We start from the raw sequence: 20,859 nt of genomic DNA, 5'->3' as shown, positions 1-20,859 counted from the left end.
GTACAGGTCGGTGGCTCGGCGTACATTCGATGCGTGAGCAAACATTCGGTAACCGAACTGTTGCGCGCGCGGGTAACCGTGCGGCGTAGTCCGTCGGCGCGCGGGCGTGTAGCGGGCGTTTCTCGCGGTCGATCCGTGGTTGCGGTGATCTTGCTGGCGGTGCTGGTCGTGCTCACCGGGTGCGCGAAAGACCGTCCGGGCGACAAAGCCCAGGCGGCGGCGCCGGTCGCGCAGGTCACCATCGCGCCGACCCCGGGAGCCACCGATGTCGATCCGGTCGCACCCGTGTCGGTGACGGTCGCGCGCGGCACGATCGACCAGATCGCCCTCACCAACGCGAGCGGCAAGCAGATCATCGGTCAGCTCAGCCCCGACCGCACGACATACAAGGTTGCCGAACCGCTCGGCTACGGCGCGACCTATACCTGGGCGGGCACGGCGGTCGGCGCCGACGCGAAGCCGATCCCGATCAACGCCACCTTCACCACGATCAAGCCCCAGGCGACCATCCCGGCCACGATCAATATCGGCGACGGCCAGCAGGTCGGGATCGCGGCGCCGATCATCCTGAAGTTCGCGGGGCCGGTCACGAACAAGGCGGCGGTGGAGAAGGCGCTCACTGTCACCACCGACCAGGGCACCGAAGGGTCATGGGCCTGGCTGCCCGACGACGACGGCTCACGGGTGCACTGGCGTCCGAAGAACTACTGGACCCCCGGCACCACCGTGCACGTCGCCGCGAAGCTCTACGGCGTCGACCTCGGCGGCGGCTCCTACGGCGACTCCGATGTCACCTCCGATTTCACCATCGGCCGCAGTCAGATCGTCGTCGCGAACGCACCGAGCCACCGCATGCAGGTCGTGCGCGACGGCGCCACCGTCTTCGACTTCGCGGTGTCCTACGGCGAGGGCAACGAGGCACGCAACGTGACCCGCTCGGGCGTGCACATCGTCACCGAGAAGTACGAGGACTTCATGATGTCGAACCCGCCGTACTACACCAACGTGCGCGAACGCTGGGCCGTCCGCATCTCCAACAACGGCGAATTCATCCACGCCAATCCCGAATCGCTGTCGGCGCAGGGTTCCTCGAACGTCACCAACGGCTGCATCAACCTCTCACCCAACGATGCCCAGGCCTACTTCCCGACCGCCCTCTACGGCGACCCGGTGGAGGTGACCGGCACCTCGATCGCGCTGTCCCAGTCCGACGGCGACGTCTACGACTGGGCCCTGGACTGGCCCACCTGGACGTCCATGTCCGCCCTGCCCACCCAGTAACAACCGCGCGACCGTGCCGTGGTGGCGATTCGACCACCACGGCACGACCGTTCCTGGCACCGGGACAACCTCGAGCACGTGAGCGCCTTTTTGTAAGTCCCTTCAGGGGCCCGAAGGGTCCCGCCCGAGCGCTCCGGCGTTCCGGGAACGCGGCAACAGGAGTGCGGGGACGAGTGCCAGCGCGATCATGACGGGTGCGATCAGGTAGGTGTGCTGGAACGCGTCGGCCAGGGCCGGGGCGAGTTCGGCCCGTTGATCGGTCGTCATGGCGTGCAGTGCCTGGAGCCCGCCCGCCACCGGGAGCAGCGCGCCCAGGGTCACCGAGGTCACCGCGGTGCCGATCGCCATCGATGTGGTGCTGATCATGTTCAGCACCGTCGAACCGGCGGGCTGCTGCTCGTGGCTCAGCGGCCGGGTCGCCGTGGTCATCACCGGCATCAAGGTTCCGCCGCCGCCCGCGCCCATCAGCACCATCGTCAGGCACAGCGCCCAGTACGGGGCATCCGCGTCGAGCTGGAACGCGAACAGCGTGAACCCGGTGAGCGCCACCGTGATCGAGACGGGAAGGTACCTGCCGGGCGGAATCCGATCGATCAGTCTGCCCGCCACCTGCATCGTCGCGCCCGATGCCAGGGCGAACGGAATGCCCAAAGCGCCTGCCACCAGCGCTGACTCGCCGCGCGCCACCTGGAAGTACAACGGCAGCAGCAACATCGACCCGAAATAGCCGCTCGCGAACACCGCCAGCAGCACGGCGGAGGTGCCGGTGGTCCGGTTGCCGAGCACCCGCAGATCCAGCAGCGGCACCGAGGTGGTCAGTGAACGGCGCACGAACGCGGCGATCAGGCCGATCCCCACCAGCAGCGGCGCCAGCACCGCGGGCGTGGCGAATCCAGCGCTCTCGCCGGCGGCGGTGACGCCGTAGATGACCAGCGCCAGCCCAGGCGACATCAGCAGCAGTCCACGGACATCGAGTGCGCGCGGCGGCTCCGGTGCGTCGTCGGGTACCACCCGCACCGCCAGCAGCAGCACCAGCGCGCCCAGCGGCACATTGATGAAGAACATCCACCGCCACGACACCTCGTCGATCAGGTACCCGCCGATCACCGGGCCCAGCAGCGGGCCGACCAGAATGGCCAAGCCGAGCGTGCTCATCAACTGGCCGAGGCGTTCGGGCCCGGCCGCGCGCAGCAGGATCGTCATGGCCACCGGCATCAACAGCCCCCCGCTGGCGCCCTGAATCAGGCGAAACGCGATCAGCGACTCGATGTTCCACGACAGTCCGACCAGCACCGAGCCCACCACGAACAAGCTGATCGCCGTCAGGTACAGCCGCTTGGCGCCGAATCGTCCGACCAGCCACGCCGAGGTCGGCACCACAGCGCCGAGGGCCAGCGAGTAGCCGGTGGCGACCCACTGGATCGTGCTCAGGTTCGCGTCGAATTCGATCGACAGCTTGTTGATGGCGACATTCACGATGGTCTGATCGAGCGTCGCCATGATCATGCCGACCACCAGGACCAGGGCGATCCGCATCGGCGTGCGACTGGTGGCCGGTTCGACGGTGGTGATCACGGCGGTCACTTCCCGTACGGCTGGGCGAGGCGGTCGGCGACGACCGGGCACAGGTGTTGCGCAGCGCGTAATCCGCCGTAGGTGCCGGCGAACGCGAGCCGCAGCCGGTCGATGACGCTTGGGACGTGGATAACCGTGGCGCTCATGACGTTCCTCTTCGTCGGTGACGGCCACTCGGCCGCCGCTGCGCTCTACGGTCCTACCTCAACGGTCGTTGAGGTCAAGCCGGAAGATTCCACGCCAACGCGGACGCCTACGCCTCGACCGAGGACTCGGTGGCGCGTGCCCTGCTCAGCGCGACGGCCTCGTCGGTGCTCAGGCCGTGCTGCTTGGCCAGCAGATCGCGGATCTCGATGAGCAATTCGGTCTCGGTGGGCTCGGCGTCCTTGGAGGTGCCGAACCGGTTCTTGAGCGACTTCATCGGGAGCATCAGCACGAAGTACAGGACCGCGGCGACCATGAAGAAGTCGATGAACGCGGTGATGATCGGGCCGAAGGCGATGAACGTCGCCGGTTTGCCCGCGATCAGCTGGACACCGAGACCCAGCTCGTTGGTCGAGCCGAACACCGCGAGCAGCGGGTTGATGAGCCCCTTGCTGAACGCCGTGACCACCGCGGTGAACGCGGTACCCATCACGACGGCGACCGCGAGGTCGATGACGTTCCCGCGCATCAGGAAATCTTTGAACCCGTTGAAAACAGACTTCACACCGAGCATTGAACTACTACTCCTCAGGCTGGCTATCGGCAAACGGCGATGTTAATGCCAGTTCGGATATTGCGGCGAATTTTCGGCAACGAATCATCCGCCCGTCCCCAGTATCAATACCCACCGCCGCGCCCGCTACTCGAAAGGTGCACACCTCGGATTCGCCTGTCCCGAACGCGAATTGACCACCCGGCTCATCGCGGCACGGGGCGAGTGCCGGACGAGCCGGGTGGCGAGTCTCACGTTCGGTGGTGTGGAACTGGGAAAACGCGGGTCAGGAGCGGCGAGCGAAGGAGCCGGGGCCTGCCTGGTCACGCGGTTTGACGACGATGGTGTCGAGGTTGACATGGGGTGGTCGGGTGGCGACGAAGCCGACGATTTCGGCGATGTCTCGGGCATGCAGGGGGTCGATGCCCTCGTAGACCTTGGCGGCGCGTTCGGCGTCGCCGTCGAAGCGGACCAGGGAGAACTCGGTCTCCACGGCGCCGGGGGCGATCTCGGTGAGGCGGACCGGCTTGCCGAGCAGTTCGCCGCGCAGCGTGCGGTGGGCCACGGCCTGGGCGTGCTTGGCGGAGGTGTAGCCGGAGCCGTTGTCGTAGGTCTGCAGGGCGGCGATGGAGGTGATGGTGACGATCAGGCCGTCGCCGGACGCGATCAGCTTCGGCAACAGCGCCTTGGTGACGCGCAGGGTGCCGACGACGTTGGTCTCCCACATCCAGCGCCAGTCGTCGAGGTCGGCGTCGATGACCGGGGCCATGCCCTTCGCGCCGCCCGCGTTGTTGACCAGCACGTCGACGTGGTCGATGGCCTCGGTGAAGGCCAATACCGATGCTTCGGAAGTGACGTCGAGTTCGATGGCGGTGCCGCCGATCTCCTCGGCGAGGCGCCGCACCCGGTCGAACCGGCGGGCACCGACGTAGACGTGGTAACCCTGCTTTGCCAGTTCCCGGGCGGTGGCTTCACCGATTCCCGAGCTGGCTCCGGTGACGACAGCGGTGCGAATGCTCATGTTTGCCGATCTTATGCGCCCCGGAATCGCTGCCGCCATGGCTGCGATCACGGTGACGCTAGGGGTAGCTCCGTCTTCGCTGCGGGCACGCGACGCGATACGGCCGGTCCGGTTAGCCTGTCGATATGGCTATTCACGATGCTGTCAGCGCCGATGGAACGAGGATCGTCTACCGGGTGAGCGGTGCGGGTAGGCCGCTGGTGCTGCTGCACGGATGGGCCGGGAATCTGCGGTGCTGGGGCGCGGCCGAGGACGAGCTGGCCGAGCGCTACCGGGTGATCGCGGTCGATCTGCGTGGGCACGGGTATTCCGACGATCCCGGCGCCGGGTACGACGACCCGAAGGCGTGGGCGGGCGATGTGGCCGCTGTGCTGGCCGCCGAGGGTATCGACGCCGGTGCGGTGCTGCTGGGCTGGTCCTACGGCGGGATCGTCGCCACCGACTACCTCGCCACCTACGGCACCGCGGCGGTCGCCGGTGTGGTCTACTGCGGCGCGCCCGCCCATATCGGACGCGATGTGCCCGGTGCGGCTCCCGGACCGTCGATGGAGAAGGCGATTCCTGGCGTGTTCGACGAGGCCGCCGGACGGGCTGTGCGCGCGTTCTCGGTGTTCGGCAATGCCAATACCGGGCCCGGCGCGGACAAGGGCGTCGATGCGCAGCGGTTGTTCGGCGGCAGCCTCGCGACCCCGCCCTCGGTGCGCAAGGCGCTGTTCTATCGCACGGTCGACAACACCGAAACCCTTCGGGCCCTTGATGTTCCGGTGCTGGTGCTGCACGGCGCCGATGACCCGGTGGTCCCGGCGGTCAACGGTCAGTACATCCTCGACAACGTTCCTGACGCGCGTGGTTCCTTCTGGGAAGGCGCTCAGCACGGCCTGTTCATCGAGGATCGGCCGCGCTTCGTCGCCGAGGTCAGCGAGTTCATCGACGCGCTGGAGTGAGCTGGGCGAACCCACTGTCTCGGCGGCTCGGTGCCTGCCTCGGCCGCCGATTCCGGTGCTGCGAATAAGTTGGCAGACTTGTTGCGCCATATTTCGCAATTCACGACACGGGTGAAAAGGTCCGGTCGGTTCTATTGGTGTCGGGCGGCAGATGTGTGGAAGCTGCTCTGGTCGTGACCTGAAGGATCGATGTCCGCGCAGGTAAGATCGCCGGTGTGATTGGTCTGCCACGCTGATGTGATCGGCCTGTGATTGTTATCTCCAACCAATCGGATCCAATGTCCAGACTTCAGTGAAATCTTCTGGGAATCGTCACAGACTTTCGTTGAATTCGTCTGTAGCGTTCGGTAATGCCGTTGGATCGTAAGTGGAGAAGAGGATTCGGCGTCGAGATCGGAGTTCGATGATGTTCGGTCGGGCAGTGGGCGTACGGGTCGTGGTGGCCGTGCTCGGCTTGTTGGCCGGTGCCGTGGTCGGGGTACCCGCCGGCGCCGCGCCGGCGACAGCGCGGGTCGAGGATCAGCGGGTCGAACCGGACCACACCATCGATGTGGGCGTGTACTCGCCGGCGATGGACATCGTCACCCGGGTGCGGGTATTGCGGGCGGCGGACCCGAAAGCGCCCGCGCCGACACTGTATCTACTCAACGGGGTCGGCGGCGGCAGTGACGGCAACTGGCTCGATCGCACCGATGTCGTCGAGTTCTTCAAGGACAAACAGGTCAATGTGGTGATCCCGTTCGGCGGGGCGGGAAGCTATTTCGCCGACTGGCGAACCGACGATCCGGTGCTCGGCAAACAGCGCTGGGCCACTTTCCTCACCAAGGAACTACCGCCCGTGATCGACGCGGAATTCCACGGCACCGGCACCAATGCCATTGCGGGACTGTCGATGGCGGGGACCTCGGTGTTCCAGCTCGCGCTCTCCGAGCCGGGCCTGTACCGGGCGATCGGGTCCTACAGCGGATGCGTGCGCACCAGTGATATCCGCGGACAGGCCATCGTGCGGACCGTGGTCGGCAGCAGACTCGGCAACGCCGCCAATATGTGGGGACCGCCCACCGATCCCGCCTGGTCGGCCAACGACCCCTACCTGCACGCGGAAGCGTTGCGCGGCACCGACGTCTACATCTCCTCCGGCACCGGCATTCCCGGCCCCTACGACACCATCGACGCCGCCAAGGGCGACCCGACGCAACTGACCATGCAGTTGCTGTTCGGCGCCGGGCTCGAAGCCGTCACGAATCTGTGCACCATGCAGCTGCGCGACCGGCTGCAAACGCTCGGCATTCCCGCGACGGTGGACCTGCGACCCGACGGCACCCACTCGTGGGGCTATTGGGAGCAGGACATGCACAAATCATGGCCCGTGTTCGAGGCGGCGCTCAATCGAGCGTGACGGCCGAAATCCGCTCGCGCGCTGGCCGTGGATCGGGCAGGCTCGACCGCGACGAGGTACGTGAACTCCCTCACGAACGCGCTGTGACAGCCATCACCGAACCCGCTAGGGGTAACGGTCGTGGCGTCGCGGCGTGCACACTGGAGGGTGTGAGCCAGCGTCGTCCCGATCTATTGCCCCATCGCATCGCGGTGCTATCGGTGCATACCTCGCCGCTGGCGCAGCCCGGTACGGGGGACGCGGGCGGGATGAATGTCTACGTGCTGCAGACCGCGCTCGAGCTGGCGAAACGGGGCACCGAGGTGGAGATCTTCACCCGGGCGACCTCCTCGGAACTCCCGCCGGTGGCCGAAGCCGGACCCGGCGTGATCGTGCGCCACGTGGTGGCGGGCCCGTTCGAGGGACTCGACAAGCACGAACTGCCCACCCAGCTGTGTCCGTTCACCGCCGAGGTGCTGCGTCAGGAAGCGCGGCACCTGCCCGGCTACTACGACCTGGTGCATTCGCACTACTGGCTCTCCGGGCAGGTCGGCTGGCTCGCGCGCGACCGCTGGCGGGTGCCGTTGGTACACACCGCGCACACCCTGGCCGCGGTGAAGAACGCCGCGCTGGCCCACGGCGATACCCCCGAACCCGAGACCAGGCTGATCGGCGAGAAGCAGGTGATCGCCGAGTCCGACCGGTTGGTGGCCAACACCGGTGATGAAGCCCGTCAGCTCGTCGACCTCTACGGCGCCTCGCCCGACCGCATCGATGTGGTGCCGCCCGGCGCCGACCTGACCCGCTACCGACCCGGTGACAAGCTCGCCGCGCGCCGCGAACTCGGACTGCGCGCCGATGAACAGATCGTGGCGTTCATCGGCCGGATCCAGCCGCTCAAGGCCCCCGATGTGCTCGTGCGCGCGGCGGCCGAGCTGCTCGGCCGTGATCCGAGCCGCGAGCTGCGCGTGCTGATCGTCGGCGGACCGTCGGGCACGGGACTGGCCAGGCCCGACGCGCTGATCGAACTGGCCGCCGATCTCGGCATCGCCGAACGGGTCACGTTCCTGCCGCCGCAACCCGCCGACAAGCTCGTGCAGGTGTACCGCGCGGCCGATGTGGTGGCCGTGCCGAGTTACAACGAATCCTTCGGCCTGGTCGCCATCGAGGCGCAGGCCAGCGGCACCCCGGTCCTCGCCGCCGATGTCGGCGGACTCGGCACCGCGGTGCGCGACCACGAATCCGGCCTGCTCGTGCCGGGGCATCGCACCGGCGACTGGGCCGACGCGCTGGCCGCCCTGCTCGACGATCCCGACCGGCTCACCCGGATGGGCGCCACCGCCGTCGAGCACGCGAGCCGGTTCTCCTGGGCGCACACCGCCGAGGGCCTGCTCGACAGCTACGCTGCCGCGATGGCCGGATTCCGCACCGAACGCGGTCCGATCGCCCTGTACGCGGGCGAGAACAGGCAGGCCAGATCGCGGGCGCTGTTGCGGCGCCGGACGGGAGCGCACAGGTGAGCGCCGTTTCGCAGGTCATCGACGACACCCTGCGCGATCGCGAGATCGAATACACCCGCCACGGTGACGACACGTTCATCGTGGTGCTGCCCGGCGAGCGCAAGCTGAAGACCACGGTGATGCTGACCGTGGGCAAGCACGGTGTCCGGATCGAATCGTTCGTGTGCCGCAAACCCGACGAGAACTTCGAAGGCGTCTACAAATACCTGCTGCGCCGCAACCGCCGTCTCTACGGCGTGGCCTACACCCTCGACAATGTCGGCGACATCTATCTGGTCGGCCGCATGTCCGCCGAGTCGGTCACCGCCGACGAACTCGATCGGATCTTCGGCCAGACCCTCGAGGCCGTCGACAACGACTTCAACACCCTGCTGGAACTCGGTTTCGCCGAATCCATTCGCAAGGAATGGAAGTGGCGGGTCTCGCGTGGTGAGTCGCTGAAGAACCTGCGCGCCTTCGAGCACATCATCGACGACGCCGACAAGGTCTGAACACAACGATGCCGGGCAGGAGAGTTCCTGCCCGGCATCGTCATCGACTCAGCAGTTCGTCGGAACCGGTTCGTTGCGGAAACGGGCCTCGACGTAGTTCCAGGCATCGCCGAAGCCCGCCACGGCGGCGGTCATGTGCTCGGAGATCTCGACCGTGTTCAGCTGCACCGGCGCACCCTGCCCGCACCAGCGGGCGATGGTCTCGGCGACCGGCGCGTACGGGGTGAGGACGTCGTACTTGCCCTGCCAGATGTAGGTGGGTGCGGTCGGCGCGCCCTGGAAGTGCACGAGGCTGTTCTCCCGCAGCACACCACGGGCCACCTGGCTGCCCAGCAGTTCCTTGGACGCCGCCATCTGGTCGGCATTGCGCAGGGCGCCGTGGAACAGCAGGAAGCGACGGCACGCGTCCTTGGTGAACTCCCGGAACCACAGACCGTTCTCGTTGAGCTGGTCCGACACCGGCACCTGCTCGGGGTACTCGCGCTCGATGCCCATCGCGGCGGCGAAGGCGAGGCCGAAGCCGGGGTGCGGCGCGAAACCCAGTGCGTCGGCCATCAATTCGAGATCGGCGGGGATACCGCCGGACACCACGGCCGCGAGCTTCAACTCCGGTGCGTAGGTGGGCTGGAGCGCGCCCGCCCACGCGGTGGCCATACCGCCGCCGGAATAGCCGGCGATCGCCACCGGTGAGTTGCCGACGCCGAGTTCGGCGACCTTCTGGACGGCGCGCACGCTGTCGAGGGTGACCATGCCGCTGAGCTTGGCCGCACCGTAGGCCACCGTCGGGCCGAGGTAGTCGGGCACCGAGATCGCCCAGCCACGCGCCAACGGCAGCATGGCGCCGGGGGCGTCCTGCAGCTCGCCGTTGAACAGCGACTGCGACGGGTTGCAGCGCGTGCCGATGGAGTTGATCAGCGCCTGGTAGGACACCAGCGGCGGGTTCTTCACGCCGACCGGCATGAGCACGGTGGTGACGCCCATGATCGCGTGGCCCGCCGAATTGGTGGAGCGGAACGCGACCTGGTGGCCCTCGGTGCCCGGGTACATCATGGTGTCGATGTGGCGGGTGCGCACGACGTCGCCGGGTGCCAGCGCGGCGATGTCGGCGGGTGCGGTGAAGAACGGATCTGGATCAGGCGTCGGATACAGCGGGTTCGCGCCCGCGGGCGCGGCGAACAAGCCCACAGAGAGCAGACTCAACACCAGTACAGCGATTTTCGACACAGCTTTCCTTCATCAACAGTAGTGCTGCCCAAACGATATGACCCGACCCGTGTCGAAGTATCCAACGAAAACCGGTCGTATGTACCGACCAGTAGTCAAAGTGTCGTGTGCCACATGTTGTGACGGCTCACATCGGGTGCGAACGGGTGTGCGACGACGCGCTCCATCATGGGAGGTAGGAGTGGTGATGGCGGTGCTCGCGCTCGATATCGGGGCGACGAAATTCGCGGCGGGACTTGTGGACCCGCACTATCGGCTGCGCGATGTGCGCCGGACGGCCGCCGCCTCGGACGACCCGTGGGCGGCTTGCCGGGACCTGCTGGTCGCTGTAGCCGGTGACAACGAGGTGAGCGCGGTCGGGATCGGCGCGGCGGGACCGGTCGATGTGCGCGCCGGAACGATCAGGCCGTTGAATCTGGCGGCGTGGCGCGACGGATTCGCGATCGTCGAACACGTGCGCGCACTGTTCCCGAACGCGGTGGTGCGGTTGGCCGTCGACGGCGCGTGTCTGGTGCTGGCCGAGCATCGGGTGGGCGGGTTGCGCGGGGTGGACAACGGGCTGGCCATGACCGTGTCGTCGGGCGTGGGCGGGGGGATCATCGCCGACGGTCGGGTGGTGGTGGGGCGCACGGGAAATGCCGGTCACATCGGTCACCTCGTGGTGCCCGGTGATGACACCGCTTGTGCCTGCGGGGGATTCGGGTGTGTGGAGGCGGTGGCGAGCGGGATGTCGTCGGTGCGGTGGGCGCGGGCGCGCGGCTGGGAAGGCGAGAGCGGTACCGAACTCGCCGAGGCCGCGCAGCGCGGTGACCGGATCGCCGTCGCCGCCATGGCTCGCGCCGGAACCGCACTGGGCCGAGCGATTTCATCGGCCGCCGCGCTGCTCGATGTGGATCGGGCGGTGATCAGCGGCGGATTCGCGCAGTCGGGAGAGCCGCTGTGGGGGCCGTTGCGCGCTGCGGTGGCGCGGCATTCGCGGCTCGAGTTCATCGAGGACCTGTCGGTGCGACTGTCGACGTTGCGCGAGGGCGCCACGCTGGTCGGCGCGGGAGTGCTGGCGGTCGAAGCTGTGTAGTTTTGCGGCTGGCGCCGCGGATCGCGGGCCCCTGGTCCCGCTTCTTCCCTCCCTCCGGGCACTCCTTCGTCGCACCCTGCGGTCAGTCCAGAAGCGGGACGGCCCGCGACCGGAGCGAAAGACTTTTCGGTGCTCGGGCGCGTTCTGTGGAGCTCGGCGTGGGCGGGCGTAGCCTCGGTGAGGTGGCTGCCGACTACGTGCCGGGCGATGTCGTCCATATTCCGGAGGGTCCGTTCCAAGGAGTGTGCGCCGTAGTGCGCGAAGTCGACCCGGTGGCGTCACGATTACAGGTCGACGCGCTGGTCAAGGGCGGGCCGTACGAGATCGTCATCGGCTTCGACGAGGTGGAGTGGGCCTGACCTGACCGCAATGTCAGAATGACCCCTATGACCTACACCCTCGTGCTGCTGCGCCACGGCGAGAGCGAATGGAACGCCCTCAACCTGTTCACCGGCTGGGTGGATGTCCAACTCACCGACAAGGGCATCGCCGAGGGCAAACGAGCGGGAGAGCTGCTCAAAGAGGCAGGCATCCTGCCCGATGTCGTCTACACCTCGCTGCTGCGCCGCGCGATCAGCACCGCCGACAACGCGCTCGGCACCGCCGACCGGCTGTGGATCCCGGTCGTGCGCGACTGGCGGCTCAACGAGCGCCACTACGGTGACCTCCAGGGCAAGAACAAAGAGCAGGTCCGCGAGCAGTACGGCCAGGAACAGTTCATGCTGTGGCGTCGCAGCTACGACACCCCGCCGCCGCCGATCCAGCCCGACAACGAGTACAGCCAGGTCGGCGACCCGCGCTACGCGGGCATCGAGGTCCCCGAGACCGAGTGCCTGCTCGATGTCGTGAAGCGGATGGTGCCCTACTGGGAAGACACCATCTCCGCGGAACTGCGCACCGGCAAGACCGTGCTGGTCGCCGCGCACGGCAACTCGCTGCGCGCGCTGGTCAAGCACCTCGACGGCATCTCGGACGAGGACATCTCCGGCCTGAACATCCCCACCGGCATCCCGCTGGTCTACGAACTGGACGAGAACATGCGCCCGGTGAAGGCCGCCGAGTACCTGGACCCGGCCGCCGCCGCCGCGGGTGCCGCCGCTGTCGCCAACCAGGGCGGCAAGTAGCTGCCCTCGTTACGGCCCCACACCGTCCGACGGTGTGGGGCCGTTGTGCTGTCACACTCGCGGGAGCTGTCTCGTCACCTCGGTAGTACCGCGAAACACGCGGTTGCCGAAGGAGTTACGCCATGCACATCGCCTACGTCATAGTCACCGTCGTCGCCGCACTGTGGGTGGGGTTCTCGGCCTTCTCACTGCTGCGCCGGGCGCCGTTCGTGGTGGATCCGCTGGTGGAATACGGCGTGCCGCAAACCTGGTGGACACCGCTGGGTGTCGCCAAGGCACTCGGATCGGTGGGCCTGCTGGTCGGCCTGTTCGCACCGGTGATCGGGGCCATCGCCGCGATCGGTCTGATCCTGTACTTCGCCGGCGCGGTGGTGACAGTGCTCCGAGCGCGCTCGTACAAGACAGTGGCGTTCCCGGTGCTGTACCTGGTGCCGGTCGCGGTGGCGCTGGGTCTCGGGATCGCCGCGTAGTCGAGTAAGGGCACCCGCGCGATCGGTTCGCGAAATCGTGGCTGCCGGTGGTGGAGTACCCGGTGGGCGATGGTCCGCAAAGTCACAGCGAACCGCACGCGGGTGGGCGGGGAGATCAGCGGGAATACGCAGATTCCGATGTTGCGGCGCGGGGAGAAGACGACGCGCCTACGCAGGCGCCGGTACGGCGAAGCGCGCCCGCGAATCGGCTCCGAAATCACCGAATCGGGCCGCGATCTGCTCGTTCCGATTCATACGTTCGGCGAATGGATCGATGCGGAACGGGGCCTCGCGGATACTCGGCGAACCGGCCGACTGACACGCCCGGCGAGGGTCCAGGTGCCTTCCGGGTGAACGGCGAGAGAACGCCGTGCCAAGTGCCTGTGACCTGCGTGAAACTTCGTCGACCCGGTGACGTTATGTCGGTCTGCACTCGTACGATCAATCTTGTGAGTGTTCCGCAGGCCGTGCTGTTGGCAGTCCTCGCGGCTGTCGTGGGGCTGGCAGTCGGTGGCCTGCTCATCCCGTTCGTCAACGCCAGGCAGGCCGCCCGTACCCAGGAAGACACCGGGCTGACGATGTCGCAGGTGCTCGACCTGATCGTGCTCGCGTCCGAGTCCGGCATCGCCGTGGTCGACGAGTATCGCGATGTGGTGCTGGTGAATCCGCGCGCCGAGGAACTCGGGCTGGTGCGCAACCGATTGCTCGATGAACGCGCGTGGGCCGCCGTGGAGAAGGTCCTCGCGACCGGCGAATCCGCCGAATACGACCTCACCGCCAAGAACCCGCTACCCGGTCGCGGCCGGATCGCTGTGCGTGGTGTGGCCCGCAAACTCTCCCGCGAGGAAACCAGCTTCGTCGTGCTGTTCGCCGACGACGATTCCGAGCAGGCCCGGATGGAGGCGACACGGCGCGATTTCGTCGCCAACGTCAGCCATGAACTCAAGACGCCCGTCGGCGCGATGAGCCTGCTGGCCGAGGCCATGCTGGAATCGGCCGACGATCCCGAAGCCGTCCGCCACTTCGGTTCCCGCGTGCTGGGCGAATCCCGGCGTCTGGGCAAGATGGTGACCGAGCTGATCGCGCTGTCGCGCCTACAGGGCGCCGAGAAACTGCCCGACCTGGCCGTGGTCGATGTCGACACGGTGGTGCAGCAGGCGGTAGACCGCTCGCGCACCGCCGCCGAGGCCGCGGGCATCACCGTCAGCACCGACCGGCCGAGCGGGCTGGAAGTGCTGGGGGACGAAACGTTGCTGGTGACCGCGCTGTCGAACCTGGTGGAGAACGCGATCGCGTATTCACCACAGGGTTCGCACGTGTCGGTGAGCCGGTCGCTGCGCGGCGATCACGTCGCGATGGCGGTCACCGATCGTGGCATCGGGATCGCCAAGGAAGACCAGGAACGGGTATTCGAGCGGTTCTTCCGCTCCGACAAGGCCCGCTCCCGATCCACCGGCGGCACCGGACTCGGCTTGGCCATCGTGAAACACGTGGCGGCCAACCACAACGGCGAAATTACCCTGTGGAGCAAATTGGGCACCGGCTCGACGTTCACGCTGCGCATCCCCGCCCATCTGGAAACAGATGGGGACGAGGACGCGGAACAGACGCCGGAGTCCACCACGAGAGAAACCACCGTCCCGCGCACTCTCGCGGGACGAACGAACGGTGTGGAGGCACGCAGATGACGAGTGTGTTGATCGTCGAAGACGAGGATTCGCTGGCCGAGCCGCTGGCGTTCCTGCTTCGCAAGGAAGGCTTCGACGTCACCGTCGTCGGCGACGGACCATCCGCGCTGGCCGAATTCGACCGCTCCGGCGCCGATATCGTGCTGCTGGACCTGATGCTGCCCGGCATGAGCGGCACCGACGTGTGCAAGCAGTTGCGCACGCGCAGCGGCGTGCCGGTGATCATGGTGACCGCGCGCGACAGCGAGATCGACAAGGTCGTCGGGCTCGAACTCGGCGCCGACGACTACGTCACCAAGCCGTACTCGGCGCGCGAGCTGATCGCGCGGATCCGGGCCGTGCTGCGTCGCGGCGCCGGTGACGAGCTCGACTCCGGCAGCGAGAACGGCGTGCTCGAGGCCGGTCCGGTGCGCATGGACGTGGACCGCCACACCGTGCATGTCAACGGTGGGCAGGTCACTCTGCCGCTCAAGGAGTTCGATCTGCTCGAGTACCTGCTGCGCAACTCCGGCCGCGTGCTCACCCGCGGGCAGCTGATCGACCGGGTGTGGGGCGCCGACTACGTGGGCGACACCAAGACCCTCGACGTGCACGTCAAGCGCTTGCGCTCGAAGATCGAGGCCGACCCGGCCAAGCCGGAACACCTGGTGACTGTGCGAGGACTCGGCTACAAGCTCGAAGCCTGACATCGGCCCGACAACGAGAGGATCCCGCCGGCGCGCCGGCGGGATCCTCTCGTTCATGGACGGCGGGACAGCTCAGAGCACGCTCCAGGCGGTGCCCAGCGGGGTTTCGATCTTCTTCAGGGCGACAACTTCCACGCCGTCGAACTGCTTGCAGTCGTAGATCGGCACGTCGGCGCCGTTACCGCGGCAGCCGATGGGGGAGGAGGTGCCCTGCGTGCTGATGATGATGTACTTGCCGTTCTTGGCGGCGTCGATCGCCGCCGGGTCGTTGTAGTTCACGAATTCGGATGTGAAGTCCCAGTACGCGGCTGGATCACCGTTCGGTTCGGCATTGGCCAGGCCGGTCATCGAGAGGGTCGCGCCGATCGCGAGGGTCGCTGCGTAGATCGCTTTCTTGGACATGAACAGCTATCCAACCCCAGTTCGGTGACGGATGCACGACCTACAGGTGAACCGAATGGTTACGAGGATTTCACTCCGCGTGATTCGATCAGTGAGCTTCCGGTTTCATTCGCTCGGCTTCGACCGTCGCCGGATGCACCGCGATCAGGCCGAGGCCCTCGCGCCGGCGGCAGTGCTTGGCGAGTTCGTCGTAGGCGGGCGCACCGAGCAGCTCGCGCAGTTCCGGGCCGTAGGACTGCCAGACCGGCTTCGCGCCGACATGGGCATCGGGAGACCCGGTGCAGTACCAATCCAGGTCGAGGCCGCCCGCTCCCCAGCCACGCCGGTCGTATTCGGTGACCACGGTGCGCAGGATCTGCTCGCCATCCGGGCGTTCCACCCAATCCTGGGTGCGCCGGATCGGCAGCTGCCAGCACACGTCCGGCTTCACCTCCAGCGGTTCGATGCCCTTGCGCACCGCCATGATGTGCAGCGCGCAGCCGGGGCCCGCCGCGAAGCCGGGACGGTTGAGGAAGATGCAGGCGCCGTCGAAGCGGCGGGTCCGCAGGGCCGGTTCGTCCTCTAGCTCGTCGAGTTCGAGGTAACCCTTCTTGACAACTTTGCCGTGCTCGGTGGCCTCACCCATCAGCTGCCAGTCATCGGGTGTGAGCATCTTCACAGCATTGTTGAGACGCTTGCGATCGTCTTTGTCGGCGAGGAAAGCGCCGTGCGAGCAGCAGCCGTCGTCGGGGCGTTCGGCGATGATGCCCTGGCAGGCAGGCGTGCCGAACACGCACGTCCAGCGCGACAGTAGCCACGTCAGATCGGCGACGATCTGGTGCTCGTCGTTTGCTGGATCGGTGAACTCGATCCATTCCCGTGGGAAATCGAGCTCGACTTCCGGGGTCGGATCGATCTTTCGCCCAGGTCGGAGCCCGGTCTCCGCGGTGCCAGATGCGCCTTCGGTCACAGCTCGTGACGCTAACAGTTCAGTCGCCTGGCATGCTGTACCGGATCACCAAGTACCGTATTCGTGTGCGGCTTGGTGTTCTCGATGTCGGAAGCAATACCGTCCACCTGCTCGTGGTGGACGCGCATCGTGGTGGGCACCCGATGCCGATGAGCTCGTCGAAGTCGGCGTTGCGTCTGTCCGAGAGCATGGATTCGATGGGCCGGATCACCGAGGAAGGTGAGGCGCGGCTGATCGCGACCATCCTCGAATTCGCCGACCTGGCTCGCAATTCCAAATGCGTCGAGCTGATGCCGTTCGCCACCTCGGCCCTGCGCGAGGCGACCAATTCCGAGGAAGTGCTCGCGCGCGTCCGGGCGATGACCGGCGTCGATCTGCAAGTGCTCTCCGGCGACGACGAGGCCAGGCTGACGTTCCTCGCGGTGCGCCGCTGGTTCGGCTGGAGCGCGGGCCGGATCATCAATCTCGACATCGGCGGCGGCTCGCTGGAGCTGTCCAACGGCGGCGACGAGGAACCCGACGTGGCGCTGTCGCTGCAACTCGGCGCGGGCAGGCTCACCAGGGAATGGCTGCGCGACGACCCGCCGAGCAAGCGCAAGATCGCGGTCCTGCGCGACTGGCTCGACGCCGAACTGGTAGCCCCGTCCAAGACGATGATCGACGCGGGCAGGCCCGACCTGGCCGTGGGCACCTCGAAGACCTTCCGATCGCTGGCCCGGCTGACCGGCGCGGCACCCTCGGCGGCCGGACCTCGGGTGCGACGTACACTGACCAGCTCCGGTCTGCGTCAGCTGATCGCGTTCATCTCCCGGATGACCGCATCCGACCGCGCGGAACTGGAAGGCGTGAGTTCGGATCGGTCCCAGCAATTGGTAGCAGGCGCGTTGGTCGCGGAGGCGAGTATGCGGGCGTTATCGCTCGACAGCATCGAAATCTGCCCGTGGGCGCTGCGCGAAGGCCTCATCTTGCGCAAACTGGATGCCGAGCCCAACGGGGGTGGACCGGCCGCGGTGCCGCCGGTCACGCCGGTCGCGGAAGTGGAGTCGGCATGAGTAGCGAGGATTCTAAACAGCTATCGGTGGCAGAGCTGCTGGCGCGCAACGCCGCGCAGGGAGCCGCGCCCGCTGCCTCCGGTGGCGGTGGACGACGACGACGCAGCGGGCGTGGACTCTCGGTCACCGATCTGACCGGTGAGAACGCGGCGGTCAAGCCGAACTCGCATGCCGCGCCCGCACCGCCCGCGCCGCAACCCCCGCCCGCCTACGTCCCGCCGCCGACCTACGCGCCCGAGCCCACGCCGACTTACGAACCGCCCGCGAGCTACCAGCCCGCCCCCTACCCGCCGCCCGGTCCGGCCGAACCGGCCTTCTCGCCGATGTCGGGCCCGATTGCCCGATTCGACCCCGATGCCGGGTATTCCGCGCCCGCTACGCGTGATCCACTCGGACTCGGCGAACAGCGACCTTCGACCGATCCCTTCGGACCGTTCCGCGCCGAAGCGCGCGATGCCGGTTCCCGCGGGGGAGCGCGCGGTCCGGGTCGCCTCGGTGTTCCCGGGGGGCCCACGCAGCCGGTCGATCCCGGTATCGCCGAGATGTTCGGCTCGGGTGCGCTACCCGCGGTCGGCGGGGGCAGACGGCATCGACCGGAGGAACCCGAGGTCGCCCCGCGCGCCGAGCCGCCGAAGCCGCCGCCGGTCGTCGGTGGCCGGGCGGCGCGCAGGCGCGCCGCCGAAGCCGCGGAGGAGGCGAACGAGGCCGCCGCGGCGCCGGTTCGCCCGTCGTTCGACGCGCCGCTGTACGAGGCGGGCATCGACGCACCGCAGGCGTTCATGGGTCGACCGGGGCAGTCGCGTGGATTGGACGCGTTCCCCGATATCGGGTCCGGTTTCGACAATCAGGCCGGATCGGCCTTCGACAGTCGGCCCGCGCCGGGCTTCAACGGACGACCGGGCGAGTCCTTCGACGGGAGGCCCGCCTCGGGCTTCAACGGACCTCCAGGCGAGTCTTTCGATGGGCAGCCCGCTACCGGGCGGCCGGGCGTCGAGCCTGCGCGAGGCTTCAACGGAGCGGGGCGCAACGGTGCCCCCGTGCCGAACGGGCAGCCCGGTCGTGGCGACGCGGCGCAGGCCTTCAACGGATACCCGCCGCCGAGCGAGGAGGCCACGCAGGTCTACAAACTCGCGCCGGGCGTCGACGCTCCGCCTGCCCGCGGCGCGGATCAGCGGCCCTCGCTGGATCGCCGGCGGGGTGAGCCGAAATCCGGCGGGTTGCCGTCGTGGTCGGCGCGCAGACATCGTCCGGAGAAGAACACGCCCGCGCCGGAGAGCGGTGGTTTCCCGACGGCCGCGTGGTCGCCGGTCAGCCAGGAGCAGCCGCTGCTGTCCGGGCAGTCGGTCGCGGGTGACCTGCTGCGCCAGCGCGCCCAGCGCGGTCCCGACGCCGACGCGCGCACCGAGCTCGTGCACCGGGTCGGTGCCGATCAGGTCGACAACGAGGACACCGACGACTACGCCGAGTCCGACTACGTCGACCGCGATTACACCGACAACGACTACTCCGACGCCGACTACGCCGAATCCGACTACGACGACGCGGCGTTCGACGATGACGACTACGACGACGACTACGAACCGAACTCGACCAGGGCGGGCAGGCGCGCGGCGACGAAAGCAGCCGCCTTGTCACTGGCCGACCGGGCGAGGGCGAAGGTCGCGGCCCGGACCAAGTCGAAGCCCGCGAGCGTCGCCGAGTCGCGGGCCGCGAGCAGGCTGGCGGGCAATCGAGCCGCCGGGTCGGTAGCCGACCGCGCCGGGCGTGTAGCGAGCATGGCGCGCGGCGACGGCGACAACGCCAACCGCCGCCAGTGGCTGATCCTCGGTGCGCAGAGCGCGGGCGCGGCGGTCGCCGGAATGTTGCTCTTCAAAGGTTTCGAGACGATGTGGGAAACGCTGCCGTGGGTGGCGCTGGCCCTGGCGATGGTGGTGATCCTCGGTCTGGTGGCGCTGGTCCGTGTCCTGCGCCGCACCGACGACATCTTCAGCACCGTGATCGCCGTCGTCGTAGGCGTCTTCGTGACGCTGGGACCGCTAGCCTTTCTCCTCAGTACCAGCTGATTACAGGGAGTGGGCTGTGGGGAACGCAAAGGCGGACATCGCGATCGGGTTGTCGACAGCCTCGGTCTATCCGGAGAACACCCAGGCGGCGTTTCGCTATGCCGCCGAATTGGGTTACGACGGTGTGGAATTGATGGTCTGGGCCGAGCCCGCCAGCCAGGATATCGCGACCGTGCAGTCCTACGCGAAGCGTTACGGCGTCCCCGTCCTGGCCGTGCACGCGCCGTGTCTGCTGATCTCCCAACGGGTCTGGGGCGCCGACCCCGTGGCCAAGCTGGAACGCAGCGTGCGGACCGCCGAGGCCCTCGGCGCCGACACCGTGGTGGTGCATCCGCCGTTTCGCTGGCAACGCCGCTACGCCAGAGGTTTCGCCGATCAGGTCGGTGAACTGGAGGCCCATCACCCGGTCAAGGTGGCCGTGGAGAACATGTTCCCGATGCGGGCCGACACCCTGTTCCGCGACGGCGCGGTACGCAGGCTGGAACGCCGTGCCGGCCCCGGCCGCGCCGTGAGCGCGTTCAGCCCCTCCTATGACCCGACCGATACCGGCTTCGACCACTACACCCTCGACCTCTCGCACACCGCGACAGCCGGTACCGACGCCCTGGAACTGGCCCACCGGATGGGCGAGGGCCTGGTCCACCTGCACCTGGCCGACGGTCGCGGCGCCGCCCACGACGAGCACCTAGTGCCCGGCGACGGCACCCAGCCCTGCGCGCAACTGTGTGAACACCTGATACACACCGGTTTCCGCGGCCACGCCGTAGCCGAGATCAACACCCAGAACGCCCGCACCACCGCCGAGCGCTCCACCCAGCTGGCCCGCACCCTGGAATTCGCCCGCCGCCACCTCACCGGCGCCACCCCCGACCCCCACCACGCCGACCTGCCATAACCACATTCCCCCGAGCAACTCCATGATCCGCCCGGACCGAGCACCCCCGGACGTCCCTACTCGAGGCTCGCTGCTCGAGCCCGATAGCCCCGTATGCCCCGACCCAAGGTCCAGCACTCGGCCCTGCCAACCCCGCATGTCCGGACCCAAGGTTCACTGCGTGGGCCCGGAAGTCCCCGCATGTCCGGACCCAAGGTTCACTGCGTGGGCCCGGAAGTCCCCGTATGTCCGGACCCAAGGTTCACTGCGTGGGCCCGGAAGTCCCCGTATGTCCCGACCCAACGTTCACCGCCCGGGCCGGGTAATCCCTGTATGTCTCTACCC

General features: G+C 67.7%; 21 protein-coding genes. 14 read left to right on the top strand and 7 right to left on the bottom strand.

The features are described from left to right. The first annotated feature begins 78 nt into the window (after nt 1–78). On the top strand, nt 79–1,281 hold the full coding sequence (locus NA12_RS14095) for a L,D-transpeptidase (RefSeq protein WP_067450422.1): 1,203 nt from the start codon (nt 79–81) through the stop codon (nt 1,279–1,281). A gap of 102 nt (nt 1,282–1,383) precedes the next feature. Here the strand turns inward: NA12_RS14095 and NA12_RS14090 are convergent, their stop codons facing one another. From NA12_RS14090 to NA12_RS14080, 4 genes are all read right to left on the bottom strand, one after another. Further along, nucleotides 1,384–2,865 carry a DHA2 family efflux MFS transporter permease subunit gene (locus NA12_RS14090; RefSeq protein WP_084472755.1) on the bottom strand — a complete coding sequence of 494 codons (1,482 nt, stop codon included), beginning with the start codon at nt 2,863–2,865 and terminating at the stop codon, nt 1,384–1,386. Continuing rightward, nucleotides 2,862–3,002, bottom strand: coding sequence for a hypothetical protein (locus tag NA12_RS33655; RefSeq protein ID WP_157106393.1), 141 nt, complete (start codon nt 3,000–3,002; stop codon nt 2,862–2,864). The genes NA12_RS14090 and NA12_RS33655 overlap by 4 nt, the downstream gene beginning before the upstream one ends. A gap of 107 nt (nt 3,003–3,109) precedes the next feature. Next, a complete protein-coding gene (locus tag NA12_RS14085; RefSeq protein ID WP_243654831.1) occupies nt 3,110–3,529 on the bottom strand; it encodes an MscL family protein in 420 nt (139 codons plus the stop codon). Nucleotides 3,530–3,839: 310 nt separating this feature from the next. Next, nucleotides 3,840–4,574 (bottom strand): SDR family NAD(P)-dependent oxidoreductase, encoded by a 735-nt coding sequence (locus NA12_RS14080; protein ID WP_067449935.1) that lies wholly within the window; start codon nt 4,572–4,574, stop codon nt 3,840–3,842. A 125-nt stretch (nt 4,575–4,699) separates the two neighbouring features. Here NA12_RS14080 and NA12_RS14075 point away from each other — a divergent pair, with 125 nt between their 5' ends. The 4 genes from NA12_RS14075 (at nt 4,700) to NA12_RS14060 (ending at nt 8,907) form a co-directional block, all read left to right on the top strand. Next, complete coding sequence (locus NA12_RS14075) at nt 4,700–5,518, top strand: alpha/beta fold hydrolase (protein ID WP_067449933.1); 819 nt, start codon at nt 4,700–4,702, stop codon at nt 5,516–5,518. 406 nt (nt 5,519–5,924) lie between these two features. Next, entirely contained in the window at nt 5,925–6,917 is a 993-nt protein-coding gene (locus NA12_RS14070) for an alpha/beta hydrolase (RefSeq protein WP_067449931.1), read from the top strand. Between the two features lie 140 nt (nt 6,918–7,057). After that, nucleotides 7,058–8,416 (top strand): D-inositol-3-phosphate glycosyltransferase, encoded by a 1,359-nt coding sequence (gene mshA / locus NA12_RS14065; RefSeq protein ID WP_243654830.1) that lies wholly within the window; start codon nt 7,058–7,060, stop codon nt 8,414–8,416. Then, nucleotides 8,413–8,907, top strand: coding sequence for a type III secretion system chaperone family protein (locus NA12_RS14060; RefSeq protein ID WP_067449929.1), 495 nt, complete (start codon nt 8,413–8,415; stop codon nt 8,905–8,907). Before mshA ends, NA12_RS14060 begins: the two co-directional genes overlap by 4 nt. A 48-nt stretch (nt 8,908–8,955) precedes the next feature. Here the strand turns inward: NA12_RS14060 and NA12_RS14055 are convergent, their stop codons facing one another. After that, nucleotides 8,956–10,131, bottom strand: a complete 1,176-nt coding sequence (locus NA12_RS14055) for a lipase family protein (protein ID WP_084472754.1) — start codon at nt 10,129–10,131, stop codon at nt 8,956–8,958. Nucleotides 10,132–10,318: 187 nt separating this feature from the next. Between NA12_RS14055 and NA12_RS14050 the strand changes: the two genes are divergently transcribed. The 6 genes from NA12_RS14050 to NA12_RS14020 all read left to right on the top strand — a co-directional run bounded on the left by NA12_RS14050 (nt 10,319) and on the right by NA12_RS14020 (nt 15,174). Further along, nucleotides 10,319–11,206, top strand: a complete 888-nt coding sequence (locus NA12_RS14050) for an ROK family protein (RefSeq protein ID WP_067450410.1) — start codon at nt 10,319–10,321, stop codon at nt 11,204–11,206. A gap of 182 nt (nt 11,207–11,388) precedes the next feature. After that, the gene (locus NA12_RS34140) at nt 11,389–11,565 is read left to right on the top strand and encodes a KOW domain-containing RNA-binding protein (RefSeq protein ID WP_165914755.1); all 177 of its coding nucleotides are present in this window, start codon (nt 11,389–11,391) and stop codon (nt 11,563–11,565) included. Nucleotides 11,566–11,592: 27 nt separating this feature from the next. After that, on the top strand, nt 11,593–12,330 hold the full coding sequence (locus tag NA12_RS14040) for a phosphoglyceromutase (RefSeq protein ID WP_067449927.1): 738 nt from the start codon (nt 11,593–11,595) through the stop codon (nt 12,328–12,330). Between the two features lie 122 nt (nt 12,331–12,452). Beyond that, nucleotides 12,453–12,800 (top strand): DoxX family protein, encoded by a 348-nt coding sequence (locus NA12_RS14035; RefSeq protein ID WP_067449925.1) that lies wholly within the window; start codon nt 12,453–12,455, stop codon nt 12,798–12,800. 449 nt (nt 12,801–13,249) lie between these two features. Continuing rightward, nucleotides 13,250–14,488 (top strand): sensor histidine kinase, encoded by a 1,239-nt coding sequence (locus tag NA12_RS14025; protein WP_056816211.1) that lies wholly within the window; start codon nt 13,250–13,252, stop codon nt 14,486–14,488. Beyond that, on the top strand, nt 14,485–15,174 hold the full coding sequence (locus tag NA12_RS14020) for a response regulator (RefSeq protein ID WP_056814516.1): 690 nt from the start codon (nt 14,485–14,487) through the stop codon (nt 15,172–15,174). Before NA12_RS14025 ends, NA12_RS14020 begins: the two co-directional genes overlap by 4 nt. Nucleotides 15,175–15,246: 72 nt before the next feature. Here NA12_RS14020 and NA12_RS14015 read toward each other — a convergent pair whose 3' ends face one another. Then, a complete protein-coding gene (locus NA12_RS14015) occupies nt 15,247–15,576 on the bottom strand; it encodes a hypothetical protein (protein WP_067449921.1) in 330 nt (109 codons plus the stop codon). 88 nt (nt 15,577–15,664) lie between these two features. Beyond that, nucleotides 15,665–16,525, bottom strand: coding sequence for a DUF3109 family protein (locus NA12_RS14010; RefSeq protein WP_243654748.1), 861 nt, complete (start codon nt 16,523–16,525; stop codon nt 15,665–15,667). Between the two features lie 65 nt (nt 16,526–16,590). On the opposite strand from NA12_RS14010, the gene NA12_RS14005 reads away from it, so the two are divergent. The 3 genes from NA12_RS14005 to NA12_RS13995 are packed head-to-tail and all read left to right on the top strand — an operon-like array spanning nt 16,591 to nt 20,535. After that, nucleotides 16,591–17,577, top strand: a complete 987-nt coding sequence (locus tag NA12_RS14005) for a Ppx/GppA family phosphatase (protein ID WP_067450401.1) — start codon at nt 16,591–16,593, stop codon at nt 17,575–17,577. Nucleotides 17,578–17,603: 26 nt separating this feature from the next. Continuing rightward, nucleotides 17,604–19,640 carry an Rv0497 family membrane protein gene (locus tag NA12_RS34630; RefSeq protein WP_067449919.1) on the top strand — a complete coding sequence of 679 codons (2,037 nt, stop codon included), beginning with the start codon at nt 17,604–17,606 and terminating at the stop codon, nt 19,638–19,640. Between the two features lie 16 nt (nt 19,641–19,656). After that, the gene (locus NA12_RS13995; RefSeq protein ID WP_243654747.1) at nt 19,657–20,535 is read left to right on the top strand and encodes a sugar phosphate isomerase/epimerase family protein; all 879 of its coding nucleotides are present in this window, start codon (nt 19,657–19,659) and stop codon (nt 20,533–20,535) included. The last annotated feature ends 324 nt before the right edge of the window (nt 20,536–20,859 follow it).

Origin of the sequence: Nocardia alba NBRC 108234 (assembly GCF_001612665.1) — a bacterium.
Lineage (GTDB): Bacteria > Actinomycetota > Actinomycetes > Mycobacteriales > Mycobacteriaceae > Nocardia > Nocardia alba.
This window is presented reverse-complemented; position numbering and strand designations above follow the sequence as displayed.